The following is a 24,718-nucleotide window of genomic DNA, read 5'->3' on the forward strand; positions in this document are numbered from 1 at the left end:
ACCCTTAATATATGTCATTTATTCCAATCCCTTTTTATCAGGATTCCAGAAAGGCTTTGTTTTTATCTGCTTGGCACTCCAATTCAATTCTTTTCTGAAATAATTGGTCAACGCAATACAAACGCGACTATCACCAGCAATATACACCATGGTATCGCCTTTCATCTCAGGAATTATACTATTTAATTTTTGTACAATTTCTGTGGATGGATTTTCACTCATCACATGAAAATCAAACGGATTTGACCCATCAACATCTGCAAAAAAGTCGGTGCTGTCTTGACTATAAACAACACTTTCAATCTGTTTATTATCCGGTAGATTTCGATTGATGATATACAAGTGTGATAGTGCCGATAAATCACCGATCATTAGATAACTATCTGCAGAAACATCAACTAAAAATTTTCCTTTTTTCCATTTAAAATATACCGTATCATTCGGAGCACAGGTTTCTACCCATTGTGCTCCGATGCCTTGACTATGTGTTGCTATAGCGATATCTAAAGTGTTTTTCTCTTTGTTGATGTCCCAAACACTATAGCTTCTGACTTTATCTTTTAAAGAAATATCATCTTTACCAATACCGACACCTAATCTTAAAAAGTGTCCTGGTTCAAAATCATAGTTACCAATACCATCACTCTGGATCCGGATTTTATAAACCGAATTTGACAGTTTTGTTTTCTTTATAATAGTTCCCTTTTCAAGGACTTTTTTTATGATGGATTCAACTATTCCCATATTCTATTATTCAAAATTAAAGACAAAGTATAAGGTATTTAGAACACCATATACTTTGTCTTTAAATGTAATTAGCCATTATTCTTAAAATCAGAAATCATCTCAAAAAGAGATTTTGGAGCTCTACCAGCTGCTTTCTCATAATCTGAAGGTACATTATTCGCTCCGCTTTTTATACCCTCGTAAATGCCTGCAATTACGGTACCCATAAAATCACCTAATGCAGCTTTTCTATCTGCTGCATAATTTTCAATTGTTACTGAATTATAGATTAGATTGGTACCATACACTTTATTGATGTTTTCTGCCAATTCACTTTGCGTTACAGGCTCACCAACTAGATTGTAAATATTACCGTTATGTTTGTCTTCGGTGAGTATTTTAGCATATGCAAAACCTAATTCTTCTCTACTCGTATAAGTACATTTTCCTTGACCTGCACAGTTCTCGATTCTGCCTTCTTTTACATAGGTATCTATATATTCAAGATCTGGTTCTATGTAAATTCCGTTTCTTCCAATTACCCATTGTAAACCTGATGCCTGTACGTCTTTTTCTGTCTGTCTGTTACTCTGCACAATAGGGCTGAAAGCATTTTTATCTTCATCACCGACAATACTGGTGTACACTATTTTTTGTACTCCGTTTTGCTTGGCTGCTTCTATTACATTTCTGTGTTGATCAATACGTTTTTGGGGTTCGTCCATTCCAGAAACTAAAAGAACTGCATCGACACCTTGTAATGCCTGGTTAAAGTCTTCGCGACTGTTGTAATCGCCTTTTCTAATCTCTACGCCTAAATACGTTGCTTTTTCAACGGTTCTGGCAATACCGATTACATTCTCTTTACCAATTAAACTTACTAGATGCTTAACAATAGATGCACCTAATTTTCCGCTTGCTGATGTTACTGCTATTTTCATGCCTCTAAATTTTATTTGATTTAATAGCTTCTAGTTCTTTCTCCAATTTTTCTGCTTTTGTCTTAAACTTTTGCATGGCAGCTTTTAACTGACCTATTTTTTTGAAGGCATCTTCGTCTTGTACGGCTTTATACGTAATTATACCGTCCTTTTCTTTTATTTGTGATTTGCTCCCACAATTGGGGCATATTGCTACTGTACTCATAATAGTTTATTCTTTTGAACAAAGTTATAAGTAATATGAGGTTTGCTAACGGTAAATATTAGATTAAGAATGGTAAAAATAATACCGATATACTCTATTTTAAATAACTGTCTTATTGGAACAATTATAAATAGTGTTTTATAATTTTCGTTTTTTTAGAACGATATTGGTTCTATAATTTGAGGCTGTCACGTAATAGGAATCGCAATTTTATTAGCTGCTACTTTTTGACCAACTTTTTCTTAAGTCTAATAATACCGCCAGAAATAAGGGCAGGTATACCAATTAGGACGGTAACTTTTACCAATGGTAGCACATACATCATCCAACTAGCACGGGAGTTTGGTTGACCACTATTTTCTGTATTTGATTCTACCCTAAAACTATCGGCCCAATCGGTAAAGTTTAATAACCAGACCGCAAATGATAATAATGTAGTAATGGTAATCAAGAAAATTAAATCTCGAGAATATGTTTTTATAATAGCACCAACACCTGTTAAATTATGAAGGTCAGCTTTTAGTTTAAGTTTTCTAAAAGCACCCAAAATCCATTTCCAATGTAAGGTAATATGAATACCTAAAACCACCATAAAAAGTGTGGCACTTATGTTATGAATTGTAGACCAAAAAGCATCTGGTATAAAATGAATGCCGAAAACGGGTAGTGCGGCTTCAGAAATAACAATACCAGAAACGGTAACTGTAATCATTAAAATGTAAAGCAACCAATTTAATACATAATCAAATCGAGTTTTATTAACTTCTTTTTTGAAGAATTTCCTTGAGTTAACGGTAATCCAATTCCAATTTATAATTACATGAATAAAGAAGGGAATAATGATGATAAAGCTTGCCCATTCGTGAATAGGTATGCCTGTAGATTGTGGTACTAATACTAAAATCATTAGTATAAAAAATAATAGGTCTACCAATATTCTAACCTTCGACGCTTTTTTAGGCTTTTTAACTTCATTCATTTCTAAATCTTTACTCATTGATTGCTAATACTTCATATGACCATTTTTAGTCACAAAGGTTTAATTTTAAATTGTTTTTTTTAATTTCAGTAAAATTGATAAACTATAGTAATCGTCTTAGTTCTGATGTATTAATACCACTTTACCTTGATTTTTAGACTGTAATCTAAATTTATTGTTCTTTGATATGGTTTTAAGAAACGCTTGGGTATCAGACATTTCTGCATTGTCTACATAAATGATGGTACCTTTATGAAAGTTCGGTTCAAGAATTTTAAATACAGGTAAATACAGATCTTTCCAACCGTCTAAAAGCAGAAAATCTACTACTTTATTATGATTTTTTAGAGTTTCAATAGCGTTACCAATTCTCAGTTCTATAAAAGAATCTACTCCCGCTTTTTTAAAGTTTTCCTTTGCTTTTTCTGCTTTAGATTCAATTAGCTCTGTGGTAATTATATTACCTTCTGTTTTAATTGCAGCCTGTGCCAAGAACAAGGTTGATATACCAAAAGAAGTGCCAAATTCGACGATATTCTTTAAGTTGTTCTGCGCTATTAATTTAACCAAATCTGCACCTTGAGATTTAGTTATAGCTAAGTAAGCCTCTTTAAAATCATTAGGTTGCATAGTTCTATTTTGAACATTTGCAAAAGCTTTCATAATCCTTAACTGATCGTATTTTGCCTCGTTATAAAGCTCGTTTAAGGTACTATTGATTTTATGTTGTTGTTGTTGTTGTTGTTGTACTGTATTCATATGCTTAAAAATGTAATTATTTCTTGCCAAACTTCTTTAGCAATTATTTTTTAGGACTTTAAAATAGTAGTCCCTAAACGATGCATACCATTAAAGGCATTCATCAAAATTTATTAAAAAAATAAGGGGAACTTTTGTTGATCTAAAACATGCCGTTTTTATGTGGCATATCTTTATCTGCAGGTACGGGTTCTACGACATCCCAGTGTTCAACAAGTTTACCGTCCCTAATTCGTAAAATATCTATAACTGCAGTTATACCTGCACTTGAAGTGACTTTTGAATAAACGACTACGATATCATTTTGAGCCAAAACATATTTAATATCATAGCAAAGCGCAGGAATTTTTCCGCTTTTAAAAATTTCTTTTACAGGAGCAATACCATCAGCAATCATCGGGTTGTGTTGTATATAACCTTCATACACCATATTGTCTAAAGCATTATCAAGCGCACCTTTGTTAAAAGCTCTGTTCAAAAATTTAACAGCTGTTTTTTTATTAGCCTCTTCTTGTTTTTCAGAATAGTTAACAGGCATTTCTACGAATTTTCCCGTTGTACCTGTCTCTGAATGTCCGGATACAGTTTTATCTGATAGCGGCTGACGAATATCCCAATGCTCGGCATATTTACCTTCATTATCAAAACGCATAATATCAACTATTTTACTCTTTGGAGTACCATCGCCACGGTTTACCTCTCTAAGCATTACTAAAAAATTACCATTATCTAGAAGCCCATCCGAACCGAGCCATTCTATTTTTTTAGATGAAAAACCTGCAGGCCTTTCGGTGGTTAATTTCCAAACAGGTTCCCAACCATCAGGCAAATCTGGACTATGTTGAATATAGGGATCTGAGGCTATATTCATAAATGCTTCAAAATTATTTGTCTTGGCAGTTCTGAATATTGCCGTTAATGCAGAACGTGAGCGATCACCGAATTGATGACCTTTTTCTGACGTGTAAGTATTATCCATTTCACAAGTAGTCGTAGATTGCTTACCAATACTTTTATTTGAATTACAAGACGATAAAACTAAAATTATAGCCATCGTTAAAATATTCTTTACTATTGTTTTTTGGAGCATTTTGAATGATTTTTAAGTTAATAAACTATATGTGCTAATAACATATAAACTTTCAGGAATTATTTTTTTTCAATTAAATTCATTTTCCTTATTGCCAAAATCTCTGGTATGATACATAGTAGTATTTAGACAGCATATATAATCGATACAGCTCCAATAATCCCTAAAACTATTTTGAACGCCGACAAAAAGCCGCTAGAACAAATGACCCATTGGTATTTTTATTTTATTCGGGAATATCAATTAAATTTATATGTGGTTTTATAGATATTCTGTTTGAAAATTATTTATACGTAAGTAGTATCAACATTATCGTAAACACGAATAGCCTTTATTTTACCGGTGTCTTTATTAATATCATAAATTGAAATGCCCGCCTGTGGTTTAAAACTGGCACTGCCCCAAACATCGCAGGTGTATTCTCCTGCAAAACTTCCTTTGTTTTTATCAAAAATGTAATTATGGAATTTTAAGGGCACACCGCCATCTGCAAAAAAATGTTTAAAATGTTCATGAAGTCCTGCTTTGGACTTATGGTTCCAACGCCAACCAGCAGGTTCTCTAAAATACACATCGTCTTCAAATGACAAGGTTCGCATGGTTTTCTCTATCGAACCTTTACTAATAGCATCAAAATAATGAACTACTTCTGTTGGCTCTACCAAGGGTATTAACCTATCAAAAATAGAAGCTCTATAAATATGACCTTCGGTAAGCGGGTAAACAGAATGATACGTTCGTATGCTATTATATTGAGCGCCGTTTTTAGTTATTACGGCTACCAAAGGTAAATCGAATGTATTTTTTAGTAAAATGTCATATTCTACAACTAATTGATTATCATCTTCGAACTGTCTAAAAATTTTGATTTCCGTTATCTCGTTTTCAAGATATTCGTTTTGTTTTTTCAAAAGTTCTAGACTCTTATTTTTACCTTTAATGGCACCCACAGTTTGTAAATCTAATTGCACATCGTCAGTTAACTGTTCTAGAATAGTTGCGTATTCATTGGAAATTACAAGTTCTATAAAATTCATTTTTGTTTATTGTTTGAAGTGATTTCTTTACTATTGAGAATTAACAATCAAGGGTCTAAAACTATTATGTGCATAAACATGGTTTGAAAATTTTCTGCCGCGTTCAACTCTATATTCCGTAGTTTTTTAGACCAATCGCTTTCTATTAGTTTTTGGGCACATAAATTCATTGCAGAGGTAATACCAGCTTTGTATTTATAATGTACCTCAAATTCAGCAAATCGTTTATCTGTTTGTTCACCCAACACTTGATAGACTGGAGACTTTACTACCTCAATCAATATATTTTTCATATCTACAAGCAATGCATTATACTTCTCCATATGTGCTTTTGTGCCTATTATTTTTTCGTGCCCGACCACTACAAAATCAAAGTCATAGGTATTCATCAATAAATCGGGTAGACCAAATGCAAACATAGGATCTGAAGACTCTCCAAAATGAATCCAAGGTGCTGCATCTGGATGGAACATATCTATAGCAATCAAGATTTTTTGTTTTGGTGCATACATAATAACATCTTGTTGCGAATGCCAATTTCTGCCCAAATCTTTCATCTCCAATGTGAATCCACCGGTGGTAAGTGTAAACGTATCTGTCCAAGTAACATCAGGAGCCGGACGCATTGGGTCATTGGCGATTGCCATAAACTCAGCCACTTTTTTGTGTGCAATAAGCTCAGCTGATTCTGGAAATAAATATGCTCCTTGTGAGTGATCTCGATGATGATGAGAATACACCACGTGTGTTATAGGTTTGTCAGTGACCTCTTTTATTACTTCAATAACCGTTTGTGATAAAGCAGGTTTAGGGTCTACCACTACAACACCTTTTTTAGTAACGAAGAAGACCATATTATCAAAATCATTATGAACAAAATAGGTGTCTTTAGCGACCTTGAAATAGTTGTACCCACGGTCCGGTAACGGTGTAAATACATAATCTCTAGTACTATATTTGGCGAGCACTTCGCTTTTAATTTGCTCATCTGTTTCTTGAGCAAATACGGTTACGCTAAACAGCAGTAAACAAAAGAAAGCAAATTTTATTATTTTCATAATTCTCATTTTTTAAATTTTTCTTATAAAATCTGCTGCTCTTTCGGCTATTAATACCGTAGGTGCCATAGTATGACCGCTTATTAGATTCGGGATTACAGATGCATCGGCAATTCTCAATTTTTCGATACCTCTAACTTGTAATTTGTTGTTAACCACAGCCAAAGGATCATCATCGTTACCCATTTTTGCAGTACCTACAGGGTGATAGATAGATTCTGCTCTATTTCTAATATAGTCTTCAATTTCGGCATCGGTAGAATCGATACTTAAAGTAATGGTACTATGATCTGTAAATGGTTTTAATGCCTTTGAATTGAAAAACTCCAATGCTTTTCTGATACCTTTGATATAAAGCTGTATATCCTCTTTATCTGATAAATAATTCGGATTTATTAATAGCGAATCTTTTGGATCAGCCGATGCCAAATGAAGCGTACCTTTACTTTTTGGTTGTACCAAACCTATATCAATGTGGTAACCAGCATTTTTTGTTGGTTCTTTTCCCCATTCAACAGGAGCATTGATATTGAACATCAACTCTAAATCTGCTACAGGAACATCTGGTGATGACTTAAAAAAAGAAGCACTGGTGTTTTCTAAAACCGATAGCGGACCATAGCCCGTTTTACGCCATTCTTCTAATTGTTTTGGATCTTCTGCATTTGCACGAAGCGATACACCCACACCATCAGGAGCCGTAACCCCAATATCTGTACGTAAATGATCGGCAAGGTTTTCACCAACACCAGGCAAGTCTTTATGCACTTTAATATTTAAACTTTCTAAGTATGCTGCAGGACCAATACCTGATAACATTAATATTTTAGGAGTCGCAAAAGTACCTGTACACAGAATAACTTCTTTGTTGGCTTTTATTGTTTGATATTTTCCATCTTTAAAGTACTCTACACCAACAGCTTTGCCATTTTCGATAATTACCTTAGAAACAAATGCCTCAGTTTCAATGGATAAGTTAGAACGTAGTCGCGCACCATTAAGATAGTTGTGAATGGTATTATGTCTTGTTCCATTTTTATAGATACATTGCCAAACATCGAACCCTTCATTATTTTCTGCATTAAGGTCTTCGGTTGCCCCCAGTCCTAATTCTAAACAGGCTTGCTTAAAGATTTGGGTCATGTAGGTGCCTTCTGGCGTTGTCTCTAATTTCATAGGTCCGTCGGCACCTCTGAATTCATTTGCACCACGGTCACTATTTTCAATTTTTAGGTACCATTTTAAAATTGTTTCCCAATCCCAATCGGCAATATTCCAGCTATTGTAGTTAATTGCTGTACCTCTTGACCATGAACCAATGTTTATTGCGGCCGAACCACCCATTACTTTTCCACGTGGTTGCATAAGTTTGCGTCCGTTTAATCCTTTTTGAGGTGTTGACATAAAACCCCAATTAGTATCTTCTGCCCACATTTGACCTACACCATTGACGTAGTTCATGGCTTCTTTTATATTTTCTTTTCCAGCTTCCAATATCACTACTGAATTTTCTGGATTTTCTGTTAAACGTGTTGCTACAACAGGTCCTGCTGTACCGCCACCAACAACTATATAATCATATGCATTTTCCATAAATTGTTCTTTTTAGAGTTAGAAGAAGATGGTGCTAATACCTTCTTTTAAAAATGTTTATTCTTCAGGCTATTATGATTTGATTTTTGAAAAAGCAAAAATCTCGATCAAACACATGACACCACCCATAATAGCGACTGGCATATTGCCTGCAATTAAATTATTTATAAGATCTAATCCGTCACTAACAATTCTTAGTAATAACACTAGTTTGATCATTGAAGAGTTATTTTTTACTAGAGCAAAAGCCGTTACCACTGCCGTTGCAACATTTCTAGAAAGAAAAAGCCCTAATGGTCCAGCCAAAGAAAGAGCTCCTGCAGCTAAAAGTGCCTCCCAAGTTTTTAGTAAAGCATCTGGTTTAAAATAACCTGCCAAGCTTGCAGATATGGTTATGAATGCTGTTATCCATAAATAAATCTTTATCCACCTTGGTATTGAAATTGTAACATGGTTTGTCATTTTTTTTGGTTTTAGATATTTATAATTTAATTGATATTGCGTAATTAATTTTCTATAAAATTTAGAATTAGACGTTTTTAAAAACACAAAAAACTCTCGTAAATCTGTTTGACCCAAGAGTTTTTTGCGTTAAAAAGCTAAGCGCTTAGACCTTATACTTTAAAAGACTTTTCAATTTAAAGTAATAGTAAAAGAGGCTCCTGGTTCAAATACAAATCCTTCTCCAATTTCTACAACTAAAATTGTATCAGAATCTATTCTAAGATTGACTGCAGGATCACTTGATGTGAAGCTTTCTACATTGTGTTCTAAACCAAAAGTGATATAATAACGATCAAACGAGCCCGCTTCAATAGTTCTAAAAAGAGAACCATAGTTAGGGTCACCTGCCTGAGCTACCAAAGTATACTCAATACTATTTTCGTTTACATCAACATCATACAACCCTAATAGATAAGCAGGAAATTCTACACCTTCTACAACTGTTGTTGTTGCCTCTAAAGAGCCAGCAGGAACTCCAAAAAGATCTTCTATTCTTTCTTCAACACCATCTGTAATTTCAATACCCTGAAAAGTATTTCTAATCGCTATACTTTCTCCATTTAAAATCTGAGGAGTCGTTGGCAAATCTTCACTTAATGTTATCGAAAATGATGCTCCAGGTTGAAATACAAATCCTTCTCCAATCTGAACAACCAAAACATTATCAGTATCAATTCTAAGATTTACAGAAGCATCACTAGATGAAAAGCTTTTAACATTGTGTGCTTTATCAAAATTTAAATAATAACGATCAAAAGATCCAGCTTCAATGGTTCTGAAAAAATTAGCGTATGTAGCATCTCCTTCTTCTGCTGTCATTTTGAAATCAATACTGTTTTCATTAATATCGACATCATACAATCCTAATAAATAAGATGGAAATTCTACACCATCTTCAACTATTGCTGTCCCAGACAATTCTGCAGGGTCGGCATCTGGAAAAAATGCTTCGATGGGCACCTCAGCACCATCAGTAAATGCAGGTCCCACACCTCCTTGGAAAGTATTGGTTATACTAACGCTCGTTCCCTTCTCAATTATAGGGCTTGCATTGTTATTATCATCATCATCACTACATGATACTAATGATATAGAAACTAGGGTAAGCAGTAAAAAACAGCTTGTTAATTTTATTTTTTTCATAAATTTTGTTTGAGTATTATTAATTTGATTTTAATTAAAATTTGCCATTGGTATTTTTCCACTCAGATTTTGCAGGAATAGGTGCAATAACATCCCAGTGCTCTACTATTAAACCATCTTCTAATCTGAATAAATCGTAGTAAGCAGTGTGGTCTCCTTTACCAAATTTACCTTCGCTTACGCTTAGTACAAAGTTACCTTGACCTAGTACCATATGAAGATTGTCATACTCCATTACCAATCCGTTTTCTGCGAAGTACTTCATTGCAGCTCCAAAGCCATCTAAACCATCTGCAACAGCAGGGTTATGTTGAACGTATTCTTTAGGATTGATGTAACTAGCCACTTTATCCATTTGGTGACCTAATAATACATTCTCAATAAATCCTCTAACTACAGCTTTATTAGCTTCTGTTTTATCTAAATCTGATAGCGTAGTTGTACCGTCGAACTGAGTATGTCCGCTTGGGTTTGGTTTTTGAACCGGTAATAGATTATCCCAATGTTCTACGATTAGTCCGTCTTCGAATCTGAATATATCAAATGCAGCTTTTGGACCGAAAAAATCATATTCTGTATGTGTAAATACGTAATCTCCATCTTGAAAAGCACGAATAACATTTGCTTTAAATCCGCCTTCTGGAGCATTGTGCATTAGCTCACCAAAACCTTTTAAACCATCTGCAACACCTAAATTGTGCTGAATATATTTATCTGGATTGATGTATGAAATTGGAGTTTGATCTCCCGTATTAAAACTGTTCAATAAAGCAACTACTTTATCTTTATTCGTTAACGTAACGTTCTTTAAAGACGTTAAAGATTGATATCTAATCATATCGATACTTGACTGATCCATCATGCCCATAAATTCTTTGGCAACTGCAGCATTCATAAAATCTTGAATTACAGCATCTGAATGTGCTTTAGTATCCCAATAGGCAAGGGCAACTTGTTCACCAGCGTCATTTTTACCTGTAATGCGTTGTAAAAAGCCAGTTTGTTTTTCACTAAATTCTGGTCCGACTCTGTCATTAACTTTATTAAAAACTTCGACGTCAATACCGTCTTTTGTTTTAAAGGTCATTACCTCTGTAAAGGTGCTATTGCTTGCCGTAAATTCATCGGTTATGGTAAATCGTGACATCTTCATTGTTTCACCATCGATCATGTTGGCATAATTGGCAACAGATGCATCTGCCATAAACTTATCCATAGATGCTTTTGCATCTGCTAAAGATTTCCAATAAACCAATACAACATATCTACCTTGATCATCTACACCACTTTGGCGTCTTATGTAACCAGGTTGTTTACTAGTAAATGTTTCTTCTATTTCGGCGTCCAGGGTGTTGAACTCTAATTCGCTTGCTGTAGTTTTTATATGGAAGCTAGTTACTTCTAATACAGTTTCAACTTTTTTGTCTTCATTATTACAACTAGCTATTGCCATTGTAAAAAGACTTAATGCTGCTATTTTAATTTTCATAATATTCTATTTAATTTTTTAGTTAGTAATTTTTTACACTACAAAATTAAAGGGAGACTACTCGTTTATGATAATCAAAATGATGCTAAGAATGGTAAATGTGCGATTGTGTCAATTATTTGTTTTTGAATGCTTTAGGAGATAATTGTACATTCTTTTTAAAAAATTTGGTAAAATTGGTCAGCTCATCAAATCCTAATTCAAAAGCTATTTCCTTAAAACTTAAATCCGTACTGACAATGGCGCGTTTGGCTTCTAAAATGACATAGTTATCAATAAAAGTTTTGGCGGTATCTAAGGTAAATTCCTTTACTATTTCATTCAGGTTTTTAGTTGTAATAGAAAGCTTTTCAGCATAATCTTTTACGTTTCTTGTTTTCGTGTAGTTTAGTTCTACTAAATTTTTGAAAGCTATAAAATGGGGAAAGTTCTTGGAGTTATTTCGGACTGTAATCTCCTTATTTTCTCGTTCTAATCGTAATAAATAGAGATTAATTAATGATGCAACAATATTATTCTGAGCAAAAGAAATATTTTTTGCGAGTTCGTTATTTAATTGATCTATAAATATTTTATTACAAGCCTCATTATCAGAAATAGGAGAGGTAATGTGGTAATTGTATAAATGTGAAATGATATTTATAGAAGATTTTGAGAAATGATGTATTACAAATTCTTCTGTAAATATTACTAAATATCCTTCATAAGTGGCATTTTTTTGAAAAGCATGAACTTGTCCTTTTGCTAATCTAAGGACGCTGCCTTTTTTTAAGGTATAATCTTTTAAATCTACCTGGTGTATACCGGTTCCCTTGGTAACTATTAATAAAGCAAAGAAATGAATTCTATGAGGTAGCCTAGGGTCGTGGTCTTCTATTTCTGGTAGTCTTTTAAAAAAATTGGTCAGATTTAAGCACTCGAAATTTTGTTCGTTTTCTGCATCTTGAAATGATATGTTGGGTATGTTTTTCAAACTTTAATTAAAAGAATTTCAATAACTAATAGTCAATTCTACTCTTTCCATGTCCCATGCAATATACATCACACCAACTCCTTTTTCTAAATCATCAAATTGAATAGAAAATTCTTCAACTGGCTGCTGGTTTTTTAAAACATGAGCACTTATTCTTAATACATCATTATTTACATCGTAGCTGTAATGACCCCAATGATCTATAGCGGTATTGAAAATGATTGTCCATTGTTCTTTAGTCGGTATTGCATACATAGAATACGTACCTTTTCTAAGTAATTTACCATCTATTTCTACATCTTTATAGACTTTGATTTCTGTAGCTTCATTAGCACCTAAGCGCCATATTTCATTGTATTGGACCATATCACCAAAAACTTGTCGCCCGTTTTTTTGTGGTCTACTATAATCAATTCTTAATGCAGGAGAATCAGGAAGATTTCTTTCTGGAGCAAATTTTATGTCATGGGCAAAATGGTCTGGTAAATAGACCCTATCTAACGGACTCTTATCTAACCCTCTAAATTCTTGAGCGAATCCAATGGTGGTAAATAAACTAGAAATGACAACTACAGCGATAAATCTTCTCATACTACTTTATATGTTGAATCTATTGGTATGGGAATTTAAGAATTATCAGCGAATTATGAGATAATGCCTAGTAAATCTATTTACTTTACTTCATTTGTCAACTCCTTATTATTCTTAAAAGCCTTTATATTATCAAGGGTTGTTATCGTTATTTGATCCATAGCTTCTTTAGTGAAATAAGCTTGATGCGAAGTAATTAATACATTCGGGAAACTTAATAACCTCAATATTTGCTCATCTTGAATAATATGTTCAGATAAATCTTCAAAAAATAAATTCTCTTCTTGCTCATATACATCTATACCTAAGTAGCCAATTTTTTTAGTAATAAGACCTTCGATAGCATCTGCAGTATTAATTAACGCACCACGACTAGTATTTATAATCATGACGCCTTCTTTCATTTCGGCAATTGAAGTTTTGTTGACTATATGTTTGGTGTGTTTATTTAGCGGACAATGAAGTGATACTATATCTGACCGTTTAAATACTTCTTCTAATGAAGCATATGTTACCCCCAATTCCAATAACTCTTGATTTTCGGCGACATCATAAGCAATAATATTACAACCGAAACCTTTAATTATTTTGCAAAAGGTAGCTCCAATTTGTCCTGCTCCGATAACACCGACCGTTTTTTTATGCAGATTAAATCCGATGAGATTCTTTAGGGAAAAATTACCTTCTCTAACTCGGTTGTAAGCTTTATGTGTTTTTCTATTTAAGGTTAGTATTAGTGCTAATGCATGTTCTGCCACTGCCTCTGGCGAATACGCAGGTACTCTGACTACTTTTATGTTATGACTTTCAGCCGCTTCTAAATCTACATTGTTATAGCCTGCACAGCGTAATGCTATTAATTTTACTCCATTAGCTGCCAAAACCTCAATAGTAGCTTTGTCTATAACATCATTTACAAAAACACAAACTACATCGCTATCTGTGGTAAGTTTAGCGGTATCTGAATTTAATGCAGTCTCATAAAATGAGAAGGTATATTGATGAGCGTCGTTATACTTTTCAAAGTATTCTTGGTCATAAGATTTTGTACTAAAAACAGCTATTTTCATAAAAATTCAATCGGTAAATTATTAAGGAATTAAGTTAATTAATGGAACCTAAAATTTTATGACAATTATCAGGTTTGTAATTTATGTTTTCGGGTCTCTTCTAAACAATTCAATCAAGTCAAATACTAGTACACAAAAAACAACCCAAATAAATCCGGCAATGAACCCGCCTGCGATATCCGAAGGAAAATGGACTCCTAAATATATTCTGCTAATGCCAATACTTAAAATAATTGTTATTAAAACGATAATCAATACATATTTCATCACCTTCTGAATATTGAACTTGGTAACTAAAAAAATTAGAAATCCGTAGAAAGCCATTGCACTCATAGCATGTCCGCTAGGGTAACTTAATGTTTCTACAGAAACCAAGTGTTCTATGCCCGGTCTTGCACGATCAATAAAACGTTTTAACATCATATTAGAAACGGTAGCCAACGCCAAAACCAAGGTCGCTTGAACAACATATTTCCAACGTTTAAAGACGATAAGAGAAACTAATAGAAAAATACTCAACACTATTAAATAACCATAGGTATCACCAATATTGGTCATAAACTTAAAGTAAGATGTTAAGCTCGGTGAGCGATGAGAAATTACGTAATCCGTAATCGCAGTGTCGTAGTAAGCAAGCGTTTCTGTCTTCAAGGTATCTGTTAATTCTATAAATAAATTTATGCCTACAACAACTATGATCAAAGCTACAATAACTGTAATTACATAAGGTAAGGTAGTATTGTACTGGTTTAATTTACTCGCTAAAAATTCACGTAGCGACTTTATAAATGTAAAAAGGGATTGTTTCATGAAACGCACTATTTGTTTAGCCGTAAACATAGCTTTTATTGGATAAAAGTAGTGTTTCAAATAAATTGATAACTGACTCGATTGAGTTAATACCGATATTTTAAATCAGGTAACCTAGTTTTCAAATTTGGAGAGGTATACCTTGAACCCTTATCTTTATACGATAATAGAATTGTTAGAAATTATGAAATCACCCAACTGGAAAACAGCTATAGAATTTGATGATATTACCTATAAAAAATGTGACGGCGTAGCGCGTATTGCATTTAACCGACCTAATGTGCGAAATGCTTTTAGACCACATACGACAAGCGAGCTTATAAAAGCTTTTTATGATGCTCAAGAAGATACCTCGATTGGAGTAGTTCTACTTTCTGCGGAAGGTCCTTCAACTAAAGACGGCATATGGTCTTTTTGTTCTGGTGGTGATCAAAAGGCTAGGGGAGAGAAAGGATATGTTGGTCAAGATGGTCAGCACCGTTTGAATATTTTAGAAGTTCAGCGGATGATTCGCTTTATGCCAAAAGTGGTTATATGTGTTGTACCGGGATGGGCTGTTGGTGGCGGACATAGTTTGCACGTTGTTTGCGATATGACGTTAGCGAGTAAAGAACATGCTATTTTTAAACAAACCGATGCCGATGTAACTAGTTTTGATGGTGGATACGGTTCTGCTTATTTAGCAAAAATGGTGGGACAGAAAAAAGCACGGGAAATATTCTTTTTAGGTAGAAACTATTCTGCACAAGATGCTTTTGATATGGGTATGGTAAATGCCGTAATACCTCATGATGAATTAGAAGATACTGCTTTTCAATGGGCACAAGAAGTTTTAGAAAAATCGCCTACATCAATAAAAATGCTAAAGTTCTCTATGAACCTAACCGACGACGGAATGGTGGGACAACAAGTATTCGCAGGTGAAGCAACAAGGTTAGCCTACATGACCGAAGAAGCTAAAGAAGGTAGAAATGCATTTCTAGAAAAGCGTAAACCAAATTTTGGTAAAGATAATTGGCTACCGTAATAATGGCCGCTAGCTTTTAGATGTTGGCTATTGGCTACATTAAAAAAAGTTCATTTTTCCTTTTGGAAAAATGAACTTTTTTAGGCTAAAGGCTAAAGGCTAAAGGCTAAAGGCTAAAGGCTAAAGGCTAAAGGCTAAAGGCGAATATTGGAAGGCGAATATTGGAAGGCGAAGCGTTTAAGTATCAATAAAACATTACTTAATACTTAGTACTTTTACTTCATACTTTTTTTCCTGAATACTAAAACTGCCAACTGAAAACTGAAATGGCTATAACTAAAAAGAGTCCGATCAGTGAAGATCAGACTCTTTTACGAGAACACTATATGAAAATGAAAATTTTTAATTCGTTTTTAATAACACTGTAAATGTATATATCATTTAGGGTTCTTTGAAACTATTGTTGCCATACAAGAGAATTTTGTTGTGAACTGCTTTAAAAATGTGGTATTGTATGCAAAAGGTTAAAATTTTGCCCCTTTTATCGAATAGATGCTATAATTTCTTTCAATAAGGTATTGAATTGTTCGTCGGTCTGCTCTTTTAATCCGGTTCTGACTACCACAAGATCTTTAGATGGTATTATAAAGATGCGTTGCCCTTGAAATCCGTTTACCGAATATAGGTCACGAGGAATGTCTTCATATTTACCTTCGGCATTCAACCAAAAGTGTGCTCCGTAGGTTCCGTTAGAATTGATTGTAGGTTTTGCTACATAGTCTGACCATGATTCTGAAAAAATGCGATTACCGTTCCAATCTCCCTTATTCAAGTATAGCAATCCGAATTTAGCCCAATCTCTCGTAGTAGCCCATCCGTAAGATGATAATATATAGTTCCCGCTTAAATCGGTCTCTAGAAGCATAGAGTTCATGCCAATTTTATCAATAAGTTCTTTATAAGGAAAATCTAAATATTCTTGATGCGAATTAAACTGTTCTCGTAGAATACCTGAAAGTAAGTTGGTGGTACCAGAAGAATAGTTCCAAATTTCTGTAGGTTGTGCAACGACATTTTTATTTCGTTGTGACAATGTCATATCAGAGTCTAAGAACAACATTCGGGTAACATCAGATATTTTAAAATAGTTCTCATCCCATTCCAATCCGCTTTGCATACGTAATAGGTGATTAAGGGTAATACTATTTTTGGGATTCTTCATTCGTATCTGATTAGAAAAAGGCTTGTATTCTATATCAATTTTATCTTGGTATTCTAAAATACCGTAAAGCGTAGCCAAGATACTTTTGGTCATTGACCACCCAAGAATTTTGGTATCCTTCGAAAATCCTCGAATATAACGTTCACCAATGATTTGGTTTTTATGAACTACTAAAAGAGATCTTGTTTTTTGCTCGGGATCTTGAAAAGCATTTTCGAATGCCACTTCTAGTTTATCATAAGCTACATTTTCTAAAACCGTATCGACAACTCCGTTATTTCCATAAGGGAAAGGCAGTGAATCTTGTACTTTAAATCTATTGGGAACAATATCGAAATTATGCTTAGAAAACTCTTTGTTGGTAAGTACAGCACCAAGTCCTTCTTTATAAACCGCTGTTCTAGGCATTAGTCCGTATACCTTGGCCGTGGCAGATGTATTCTCATTTGACACTTCTGTATCTGCCAATTTGATCAACGGCATATCATTATCGTTCAATGTTATATCATCTTGATCTCTATTTGCAATAAAGACACTGGAAGCCATGTTTTTAGAAGCATAGCCAGATATTAGATTTAGTTTAGGGTAGTTAAAATATGCCGCGGCAATGATACCTACTAAGACAATGCCTAAAAGCAGTTTTGTTTTATTCATTCTTAATGTGTTCTTGATAAGATTAAAATGTGTTGATATCTTGGGTTAAGATAGACTACTTTTTTGCCGGAATTATTTCACTTTCTCCCACGTTTTATCCGAGGTAAGCTTAAAGCTTCCAACATGATTAAAATTACATTCTTGAGGTAAAATCAATGATAGAAAGGTGCTTTCATCTTTAGCTTTATACAAGTGATATACCTTACCTACAATGGGTTCAAAATTGAATTTTGCACTGTATACCAAATTATTGTATTCAAAATTTGCCATCAGTTTCTTGTAGGTTTCTTGAAGTGCTTCATATTCTGCCTTAAACTGATTATTGGCACTAACAATATGTGTATTCTTCCAAGAAGTTACGTCTGGCGGAGTAATTTTTGGTGCTGATACTCCGGTTGCAAAAGGGGATAGTTTTCCGTGATACTCTTGGGTATCTTCATTGAAAACTACATTATCTGGTTTTTTTTCTTTTTTCATAGCGATACAAATTTAAAGAAAAGCCTGCATTTATCACTTGCAAGATTATAAGGGTATAAGTATCTTCCATTTTTCAATTCTGAATTCAAAGAAACAACCTAATTCTAATGGCTTCTAAATCTGTCTTCTACTTCATTTTATTATGCGTCATTGTATCGTGTAACACAGAAAAACGTTCAAGAGAAGTAGTACTATATGAAACCTATTGTGCCAGCTGCCATATAGCACCGAATATCAATGATTTACCAAAGGATATATGGCGAGATAATATACTACCTGATATGGGCGCTCGATTGGGAATTATTACACCCGAAAATCACCCATACTATAAAAAATCTTTCGATGAACAAGTTGCAATTATAAAATCTGGAATATACCCGGGTAAACCATTAATTAACGAACAAGATTGGCAACTACTGGTGGATTACATTATTAGTTTGGCGCCAGATAGTGTAGTCAACAATTCAATGAAAATTGAAAACGATAAGCTTTCGCAATTTAATACCAAACCGGTAACATTAGATAGTATTAAGGGTAATCTGTATACCTTTTTAAAAATCGATACACTTCGTAATCAAGTGCTAACAGGCAATAGGAGAGGAGTTTTAAGTAGCTATAATCTAAATACGGGCGAAAATAGGTATTTGGGTAATACTGATATGGCTATTACAGATGCTCGACTAATCGGCGATAGTATTTTTGTTACTACTATGGGCGTAATGGATCCTTTTGAAATACCTAGGGGGAAAACCATTCTCAAAAGTGGAAGTGCTACAGCTATTTTACAAGATTCGTTACATAGACCTGTACATACCTTGTATATCGATTTAAATAAAAACGGAAACGAAGAAATTATTATAAGTGAATTCGGTAACCTTAAAGGTAAACTTACACTGCTTGAAAAAGACAAATACGGATTCTATAAAAACACAACATTACTAAATGTACCTGGCACCATAAGAGTTATCGCCAAAGATATGAATGCAGATGGTCAAGAAGATTTAGTAGTCATGGCAGCGCAGGGCGATGAAGCGATGTACATATTATATCAAAAAGAAAATTTGACATTTGATACTGAAAAAGTGATTCGCTTTAGTCCCGTTTATGGCTCTAGTTGGTTTGAACTGGTGGACTATAATGGTGATGGTTTCGACGATATTATAACGGTCAACGGTGATAATGCAGATAAATCTATATTTAATAAACCTTATCACGGTATGCGAATTCATATCAATGACGGAAAAAACAATTTTACAGAAACTTTTTTCTATCCTTTAAACGGTGCTACTAGAGTTATTGCCAATGATTTTGATGAAGACGGCGATATCGATATTGCGCTATTAGCGACTTTTCCTGATTATGAAAAACACCCAGATTATAATTTTGTTTATTTAAAAAACGAGGATAGTGATAATTATTCTTTTAGATCTGAGCATTTTGCAGATATTAATTTGGGTAGATGGTTTTTAATGGATGCCGCCGATATTGACGGTGATGGCGATAAAGATATGGTGCTTAGTGCTTTAAATTATTCTTTTACTAAGGTGCCTAAAGACATCAAAAAAGCTTGGGACGAAAGTTATACCGACCTTTTAATTTTAGAAAATAAACTACATTAGTAGTTATGATAAAAAGGTTGTCCATTTTTTTTCTGCTACTCATAGCTTTTGGCTGTTCAGATAAATCTTTGGATAAAAAATATAATTGGATTCCAATACAAGTAACTGCAACTGCATATAATTCGGTTCCCAACCAAACATCATACGAGCATCCTGCAATTACAGCATGGGGAGATTCTATTAAACCTGGTCAAAAATGGATTGCTGTTTCTAGAGATTTGTTAAAGAAAGGATTAAGCTATAACACCATGGTGAAGATAGATACCTTTGAAGGCGTTTATATAGTGAAAGATAAAATGCATTCGCGTTGGCGCAACCGCATAGATATTTATATGGGAGAGAATATTGACCAAGCGAAAGAATGGGGAAGAAAAAAAATTACCATCTCATATGCCGTTGAAATAGATAGTTTGCAAATTGCTGAATGATGAAAAAACGTATACTTTATTTTACTCTGTATCTGGTCTTAGTATCGTGTTCTTCTACCAAAACAATTGTAGAACAACCGATAACCTTTAATGAAGAACGCAAAATACTAACGTTGGAGTATCTTCAAAATAGATACGGATTAGATCAAGATTCCCCAAAAATTGAGCCTAAAATGATTGTTTTACATTGGACGGTCATTCCAACTTTTCAAAAATCATTTGAAGCTTTTGACCCGGTTACGTTACCCAATTGGCGACCAGATATTAAAAATGTAAGTGGCTTAAATGTCTCTTCTCAATTTATGGTCGATAGAGATGGTACTATTTATCAATTATTACCAGAAACTACTATGGCACGCCATGTCATTGGTTTAAATCATTGTGCAATCGGAGTGGAAAATGTTGGCGGTACCGAAGAATTGCCATTAACAAAAGCGCAATTGAAATCTAATATTTGGTTGGTGAAGTATTTGAAAGATGAGTATGATATTGACTACTTGATCGGACACTACGAATACACTCTTTTTGAAAATCACCCTTTATGGTTAGAGACCGATGAAGGCTATAGAACTGTAAAAACAGATCCGGGACCTGAATTTATGGAGAATGTGAGAAAGGCAGTGAAAAATTTAGATTTTAAAGAACTACCCAACAAACAATAAAAAACATCTAAAGAACAACAGAAAATGAAAAACATATTTCTATCCATATTAAGTTTATGCTCGCTCTCGGTTATTGGACAATCAGATAATATTACTACCCAATTATACGATACTTACGAAAACTATAAAGAAAGTTCTATTGGTAAACGACGTATTAAAAGATCCGATATTCAACCACTTATTGACAAACTTTCTGCTAACAACAAGTTTAAAGTACATACGGTTGGTAAATCTATTGGTGGCAAAGATTTAAGTCTTATTAGTATTGGAACAGGAGAAACCAATGTCTTCCTCTGGTCTCAAATGCATGGCGATGAACCAACGGCTACACAAGCTATTTTTGATATTCTTAATTTCTTTGATAGTGAAGATTTTAAAGAGGAAAAAGAGGCAATATTAGCCAATTTAACGGTTCACTTTTTACCAATGTTGAATCCTGATGGTGCAGAACTTTATCAGCGTAGAAATCTGCTAGGTATAGATATTAATAGAGATGCATTGCGTTTACAGTCCCCAGAATCTCAAACTTTAAAAAGAGTACGTGATAGTCTTGATGCCGATTTCGGATTCAATCTTCATGATCAAAGCACCTATTATAATGCGGAACGTACCGAAAAGCCTGCTACGATATCTTATTTGGCTCCGGCTTATAATTATGAAAAGGAAATCAATGAAACCCGTGGTAACGCCATGAAAATTATCGTATTTATGAATGATATTTTACAGAAATACGCACCAGGACAAGTTGGTAGATATAATGATGATTTTGAACCAAGAGCTTTTGGAGATAATATTCAAAAATGGGGGACAAGCACTATTTTAATTGAATCTGGTGGTTACGCCGAGGATGTAGAAAAACAAGAAATTAGAAAATTAAATTATACTTCTATCTTATCTGCCATTTATACCATCGCTCAAAAATCATATGAAGCTATAGGAATTGAAGAATACGAGAAAATTCCGGAGAATGATAGGAAACTGTTCGATTTGAAAATTGTTAATGCTAATTATAATCTTATGGGTAATACATATACTATAGATATCGGTGTGAATCAGATTGAGGTAGATTACCCAGATCACAACTCTTTTTGGTACAGTAGCCGTGTTTTAGATCAAGGAGATTTGTCTACTTATTACGGTTATGAGACATTAGACGCTACTGGTTATACTATTAAACAAGCAAAAGTTTACCCGAAGAATTTAACGAATTTTGATGAAGTAAAAGCGTTGAATTTTAAAGATCTTCTAAAGAAAGGATTTGGGTATGTACGTGTATCGTCAATTCCTTTAAAAAATATCAATTCACCTTTTCCTGTTCATATATTAAGTACAAAATTTAAAATTCCTGAATTAAATTTAGCCCCAGGTATTAACCCTACTTTCTTCTTAGAAAAAGACGGTATTTCTGAGTATGCAGTAATTAACGGATTTTTGGTTGATTTAAAAAAGTCAGATATTCAAGTACCAAACGGAATGATCTTTAGATAACAGGTTTAGATTTTAAGCATAAAAAAAGGGAAGCAGTAGCTTCCCTTTTTCAATAGTATTTAATCCTAATGATTATAAGCTATCTTCTGCATCTAAAAGTGCAAAGAACTTATCTAAGTTAGGTAAAATGATGATTTTAGTTCTTCTATTCATCGCCATATTTTCTTTTGTATCGTTTTCTACCAAAGGCAAGTAGCTACTTCTTCCAGAAGCGATAAGTTGAGAAGGATCAACATCATATTCTTTCTGTAATTTACGAACGATTGAGGTTGCACGTTTTACACTTAAATCCCAGTTATCGGTTACCATTGGAGTGTTGATTGTTCTTGAATCAGTATGACCTTCAACCATAACTTCCATGCTTGGTTCTGACTTTATAACGTCTGCCAATTTTTTAAGAATTTTATCAGCTTTGTTACTTACATTATAACTTGCGGTGTTGAATAATAACTCATCAGAGATGTTGATCATTACTACAGTCTTGTCAATGCTAACATCAATATCTTCTCCTTCTTCAGAAATTGATTGTTTCAATTTATAAGAAACCGCCAAGTTCATAGAATCTTGTAATGTTTGTGCACCTGCTAATTTTGCCGGATCTACATTTTTCAATGTATTTCTCATTTTAGCTTTTGTATTATTGCTCATAACCGCTACATCATCAACACTTGTGAACTGGCTATCGTTCATTTCTTTTAATGAGTTGATTTTTGAATTATACTCTTCAACACGAGCTTCAATTCTTGTCATTTGACCTTGTAGCTCTTCTTTCTCAACCTGGGTCTTTTGTAATGCACTTTGTGTTTGAGATAAATTATCTTCTAATGCAACATATTTCTTTTTAGAAACACATGAAGTTAAAAGTGCTACCGATAAAATAGTAACTAAGGATACTCTTTTCATTTTGTTCTCTTTTAATTAATATTAGTGTAATCGGTTTTATATACGGCACAAATCGATAAACGGATGTTTAAACCTTTACGCAAATACGTTTCACACTGAAACTACATAGTTCAACAAAATGATTATCAATAGGTTGTTGTATTCACATTAGGGCAAAAAAAAAGAAGCATTTTCATGCTTCTTTCTATATTTTCATCGGTAATTACCTATTCGCAACCACCTGTAAATCCGTTTGCACTAAACTTGGTCTGTACTGCACCTTGTCTAGATCCTGTGTTGATTTCAATTGCTAAATTATTTTCGCCACTACCATCTCTTTTAGGGCTACAGTATTCGAATAAGTAAAAGCTGTTAGCTCTTTCAGAAACTTTTTCAGAGATATCTCTAAAAGTTCTTTCTAGTTCATCTTTATTCTGCGCGAATACACTTGCCGTTTTACCAATAGCAGATAATACTTCAGTATCTATTTCGGCACCTAAACCAATACTAAAGAATGATATGTTAGCGTTCGCCTCTTTTACTTTTTTCAAAGCAGCATCTTCTGTAAATCTAGAAGCTTGATCGGTACCATCGGTAAACAAAACTACAGATGCCGCACCAATTTTACCGCCAGCAGTAGATACCTTAACTAAGTCTGAAGCGATGTCGGTAGATTTTATAACCGCACCATATAAATCGGTAGATGGGTCATTACTAATATCATTGGTAATACCATCAACAGCATCTTTAAGTTCTGCTCTTGAGGATGTCAATGCATTTAATAAATGAAGCTCGTCTTCTCCATCAAACCAGTAAATAGCCATTTTTACAGACTCTTGTGGGGTAGATGGCATAACTGCATCAATAAAACTTGTTGATGCTAACTTCAACTCATCTAAACTACTGCTCAATACGCTATTACTTAAATCTAATACCAATAGAGTATTGTTAGAAAATATCTGCGAGTTCGGGGAAATACGTGCCGATGATTCTGACGTAGATATGGTTTTAAAACAATCGTCGTTTCTGCCTTGCTCGTAAATGGTGAATTGATTTGCTGTTAAACCCGGAACCGGATTACCGCCTGTATCCGATACTCTAAAGAAGATAGATACTTTACCTGGTAGTGTGGTATATTGTTCTTGAATAGATAAAACTAACTCTCCATCTTCAAGTCCTAAACAATCATCAACTTCAGTTCCTTTTCCTAAGCCATCGCCTGTAATCAAATCCAAATTCACATCATCATCTGCATTGCCACAAGAAAAAAGTAGTGTTAAGATAAATAACACACTAAAGGACTTCAAAAAATTTTTCATATTAATTAATTATAGGTTCAACTAGCAGAACG

Annotated in this window: 25 protein-coding genes; 5 read left to right on the forward strand and 20 right to left on the reverse strand. The window is 33.9% G+C overall.

Annotation, left to right across the window (positions count from 1 at the left end; all coding sequences use genetic code 11):
- Positions 1 to 18: 18 nt before the first annotated feature.
- The 16 genes from CLV90_RS11150 to CLV90_RS11225 all read right to left on the reverse strand — a co-directional run bounded on the left by CLV90_RS11150 (position 19) and on the right by CLV90_RS11225 (position 14,968).
- A complete protein-coding gene (locus CLV90_RS11150) occupies positions 19 to 744 on the reverse strand; it encodes an SIP domain-containing protein (protein WP_133687556.1) in 726 nt (241 codons plus the stop codon).
- 71 nt (positions 745 to 815) lie between these two features.
- Entirely contained in the window at positions 816 to 1,667 is an 852-nt protein-coding gene (locus CLV90_RS11155; protein ID WP_133687557.1) for an SDR family oxidoreductase, read from the reverse strand.
- 4 nt (positions 1,668 to 1,671) lie between these two features.
- Positions 1,672 to 1,872 (reverse strand): hypothetical protein, encoded by a 201-nt coding sequence (locus CLV90_RS11160; protein ID WP_133687558.1) that lies wholly within the window; start codon positions 1,870 to 1,872, stop codon positions 1,672 to 1,674.
- 220 nt (positions 1,873 to 2,092) lie between these two features.
- Entirely contained in the window at positions 2,093 to 2,869 is a 777-nt protein-coding gene (locus CLV90_RS11165; protein WP_133687559.1) for a DUF4405 domain-containing protein, read from the reverse strand.
- A 99-nt stretch (positions 2,870 to 2,968) separates the two neighbouring features.
- Positions 2,969 to 3,610, reverse strand: a complete 642-nt coding sequence (locus CLV90_RS11170) for an O-methyltransferase (protein WP_133687560.1) — start codon at positions 3,608 to 3,610, stop codon at positions 2,969 to 2,971.
- Positions 3,611 to 3,752: 142 nt separating this feature from the next.
- The gene (locus CLV90_RS11175) at positions 3,753 to 4,700 is read right to left on the reverse strand and encodes a nuclear transport factor 2 family protein (protein ID WP_133687561.1); all 948 of its coding nucleotides are present in this window, start codon (positions 4,698 to 4,700) and stop codon (positions 3,753 to 3,755) included.
- A gap of 287 nt (positions 4,701 to 4,987) precedes the next feature.
- A complete protein-coding gene (locus CLV90_RS11180) occupies positions 4,988 to 5,737 on the reverse strand; it encodes a hypothetical protein (RefSeq protein ID WP_133687562.1) in 750 nt (249 codons plus the stop codon).
- A gap of 47 nt (positions 5,738 to 5,784) precedes the next feature.
- On the reverse strand, positions 5,785 to 6,795 hold the full coding sequence (locus tag CLV90_RS11185) for an MBL fold metallo-hydrolase (RefSeq protein ID WP_166638570.1): 1,011 nt from the start codon (positions 6,793 to 6,795) through the stop codon (positions 5,785 to 5,787).
- A 12-nt stretch (positions 6,796 to 6,807) separates the two neighbouring features.
- Positions 6,808 to 8,388 carry a GMC family oxidoreductase gene (locus tag CLV90_RS11190; RefSeq protein WP_133687564.1) on the reverse strand — a complete coding sequence of 527 codons (1,581 nt, stop codon included), beginning with the start codon at positions 8,386 to 8,388 and terminating at the stop codon, positions 6,808 to 6,810.
- Positions 8,389 to 8,460: 72 nt separating this feature from the next.
- Positions 8,461 to 8,850 (reverse strand): hypothetical protein, encoded by a 390-nt coding sequence (locus CLV90_RS11195; protein WP_133687565.1) that lies wholly within the window; start codon positions 8,848 to 8,850, stop codon positions 8,461 to 8,463.
- A 171-nt stretch (positions 8,851 to 9,021) separates the two neighbouring features.
- The gene (locus CLV90_RS11200) at positions 9,022 to 10,035 is read right to left on the reverse strand and encodes a hypothetical protein (RefSeq protein WP_133687566.1); all 1,014 of its coding nucleotides are present in this window, start codon (positions 10,033 to 10,035) and stop codon (positions 9,022 to 9,024) included.
- 34 nt (positions 10,036 to 10,069) lie between these two features.
- On the reverse strand, positions 10,070 to 11,524 hold the full coding sequence (locus CLV90_RS19455; RefSeq protein ID WP_243835390.1) for a nuclear transport factor 2 family protein: 1,455 nt from the start codon (positions 11,522 to 11,524) through the stop codon (positions 10,070 to 10,072).
- 115 nt (positions 11,525 to 11,639) lie between these two features.
- The gene (locus CLV90_RS11210) at positions 11,640 to 12,497 is read right to left on the reverse strand and encodes a helix-turn-helix domain-containing protein (protein ID WP_133687567.1); all 858 of its coding nucleotides are present in this window, start codon (positions 12,495 to 12,497) and stop codon (positions 11,640 to 11,642) included.
- Positions 12,498 to 12,515: 18 nt separating this feature from the next.
- Positions 12,516 to 13,088, reverse strand: a complete 573-nt coding sequence (locus tag CLV90_RS11215; protein ID WP_133687568.1) for a DUF2911 domain-containing protein — start codon at positions 13,086 to 13,088, stop codon at positions 12,516 to 12,518.
- A gap of 80 nt (positions 13,089 to 13,168) precedes the next feature.
- Complete coding sequence (locus CLV90_RS11220) at positions 13,169 to 14,158, reverse strand: 2-hydroxyacid dehydrogenase (protein ID WP_133687569.1); 990 nt, start codon at positions 14,156 to 14,158, stop codon at positions 13,169 to 13,171.
- A gap of 81 nt (positions 14,159 to 14,239) precedes the next feature.
- On the reverse strand, positions 14,240 to 14,968 hold the full coding sequence (locus CLV90_RS11225; RefSeq protein ID WP_133687570.1) for a phosphatase PAP2 family protein: 729 nt from the start codon (positions 14,966 to 14,968) through the stop codon (positions 14,240 to 14,242).
- 184 nt (positions 14,969 to 15,152) lie between these two features.
- Between CLV90_RS11225 and CLV90_RS11230 the strand changes: the two genes are divergently transcribed.
- Positions 15,153 to 15,995, forward strand: coding sequence for a 1,4-dihydroxy-2-naphthoyl-CoA synthase (locus tag CLV90_RS11230; RefSeq protein ID WP_036158183.1), 843 nt, complete (start codon positions 15,153 to 15,155; stop codon positions 15,993 to 15,995).
- Between the two features lie 481 nt (positions 15,996 to 16,476).
- On the opposite strand, the gene CLV90_RS11235 is transcribed toward CLV90_RS11230, so the two are convergent.
- Positions 16,477 to 17,811, reverse strand: a complete 1,335-nt coding sequence (locus CLV90_RS11235) for a serine hydrolase domain-containing protein (protein WP_133687571.1) — start codon at positions 17,809 to 17,811, stop codon at positions 16,477 to 16,479.
- Positions 17,812 to 17,883: 72 nt separating this feature from the next.
- Positions 17,884 to 18,288: a DUF2452 domain-containing protein gene (locus CLV90_RS11240; protein ID WP_133687572.1), complete on the reverse strand. Its 405-nt coding sequence runs from the start codon at positions 18,286 to 18,288 to the stop codon at positions 17,884 to 17,886.
- 107 nt (positions 18,289 to 18,395) lie between these two features.
- On the opposite strand from CLV90_RS11240, the gene CLV90_RS11245 reads away from it, so the two are divergent.
- The 4 genes from CLV90_RS11245 to CLV90_RS11260 are packed head-to-tail and all read left to right on the forward strand — an operon-like array spanning position 18,396 to position 22,485.
- Positions 18,396 to 19,907, forward strand: a complete 1,512-nt coding sequence (locus CLV90_RS11245; protein ID WP_133687573.1) for an FG-GAP-like repeat-containing protein — start codon at positions 18,396 to 18,398, stop codon at positions 19,905 to 19,907.
- A 5-nt stretch (positions 19,908 to 19,912) separates the two neighbouring features.
- On the forward strand, positions 19,913 to 20,335 hold the full coding sequence (locus CLV90_RS11250; protein WP_133687574.1) for a 3D domain-containing protein: 423 nt from the start codon (positions 19,913 to 19,915) through the stop codon (positions 20,333 to 20,335).
- Positions 20,335 to 20,997 (forward strand): N-acetylmuramoyl-L-alanine amidase, encoded by a 663-nt coding sequence (locus CLV90_RS11255; protein WP_133687976.1) that lies wholly within the window; start codon positions 20,335 to 20,337, stop codon positions 20,995 to 20,997. Before CLV90_RS11250 ends, CLV90_RS11255 begins: the two co-directional genes overlap by 1 nt.
- Before the next feature lie 24 nt (positions 20,998 to 21,021).
- Positions 21,022 to 22,485 carry a M14 family metallopeptidase gene (locus CLV90_RS11260; RefSeq protein WP_133687575.1) on the forward strand — a complete coding sequence of 488 codons (1,464 nt, stop codon included), beginning with the start codon at positions 21,022 to 21,024 and terminating at the stop codon, positions 22,483 to 22,485.
- A gap of 72 nt (positions 22,486 to 22,557) precedes the next feature.
- Here the strand turns inward: CLV90_RS11260 and CLV90_RS11265 are convergent, their stop codons facing one another.
- Positions 22,558 to 23,388, reverse strand: a complete 831-nt coding sequence (locus CLV90_RS11265) for an OmpA/MotB family protein (protein ID WP_133687576.1) — start codon at positions 23,386 to 23,388, stop codon at positions 22,558 to 22,560.
- Between the two features lie 206 nt (positions 23,389 to 23,594).
- The gene (locus tag CLV90_RS11270; RefSeq protein ID WP_133687577.1) at positions 23,595 to 24,686 is read right to left on the reverse strand and encodes a vWA domain-containing protein; all 1,092 of its coding nucleotides are present in this window, start codon (positions 24,684 to 24,686) and stop codon (positions 23,595 to 23,597) included.
- Positions 24,687 to 24,718: the final 32 nt, after the last annotated feature.

It is taken from the genome of Maribacter spongiicola (assembly GCF_004364165.1).
In the GTDB taxonomy this organism is placed as follows: domain Bacteria; phylum Bacteroidota; class Bacteroidia; order Flavobacteriales; family Flavobacteriaceae; genus Maribacter; species Maribacter spongiicola.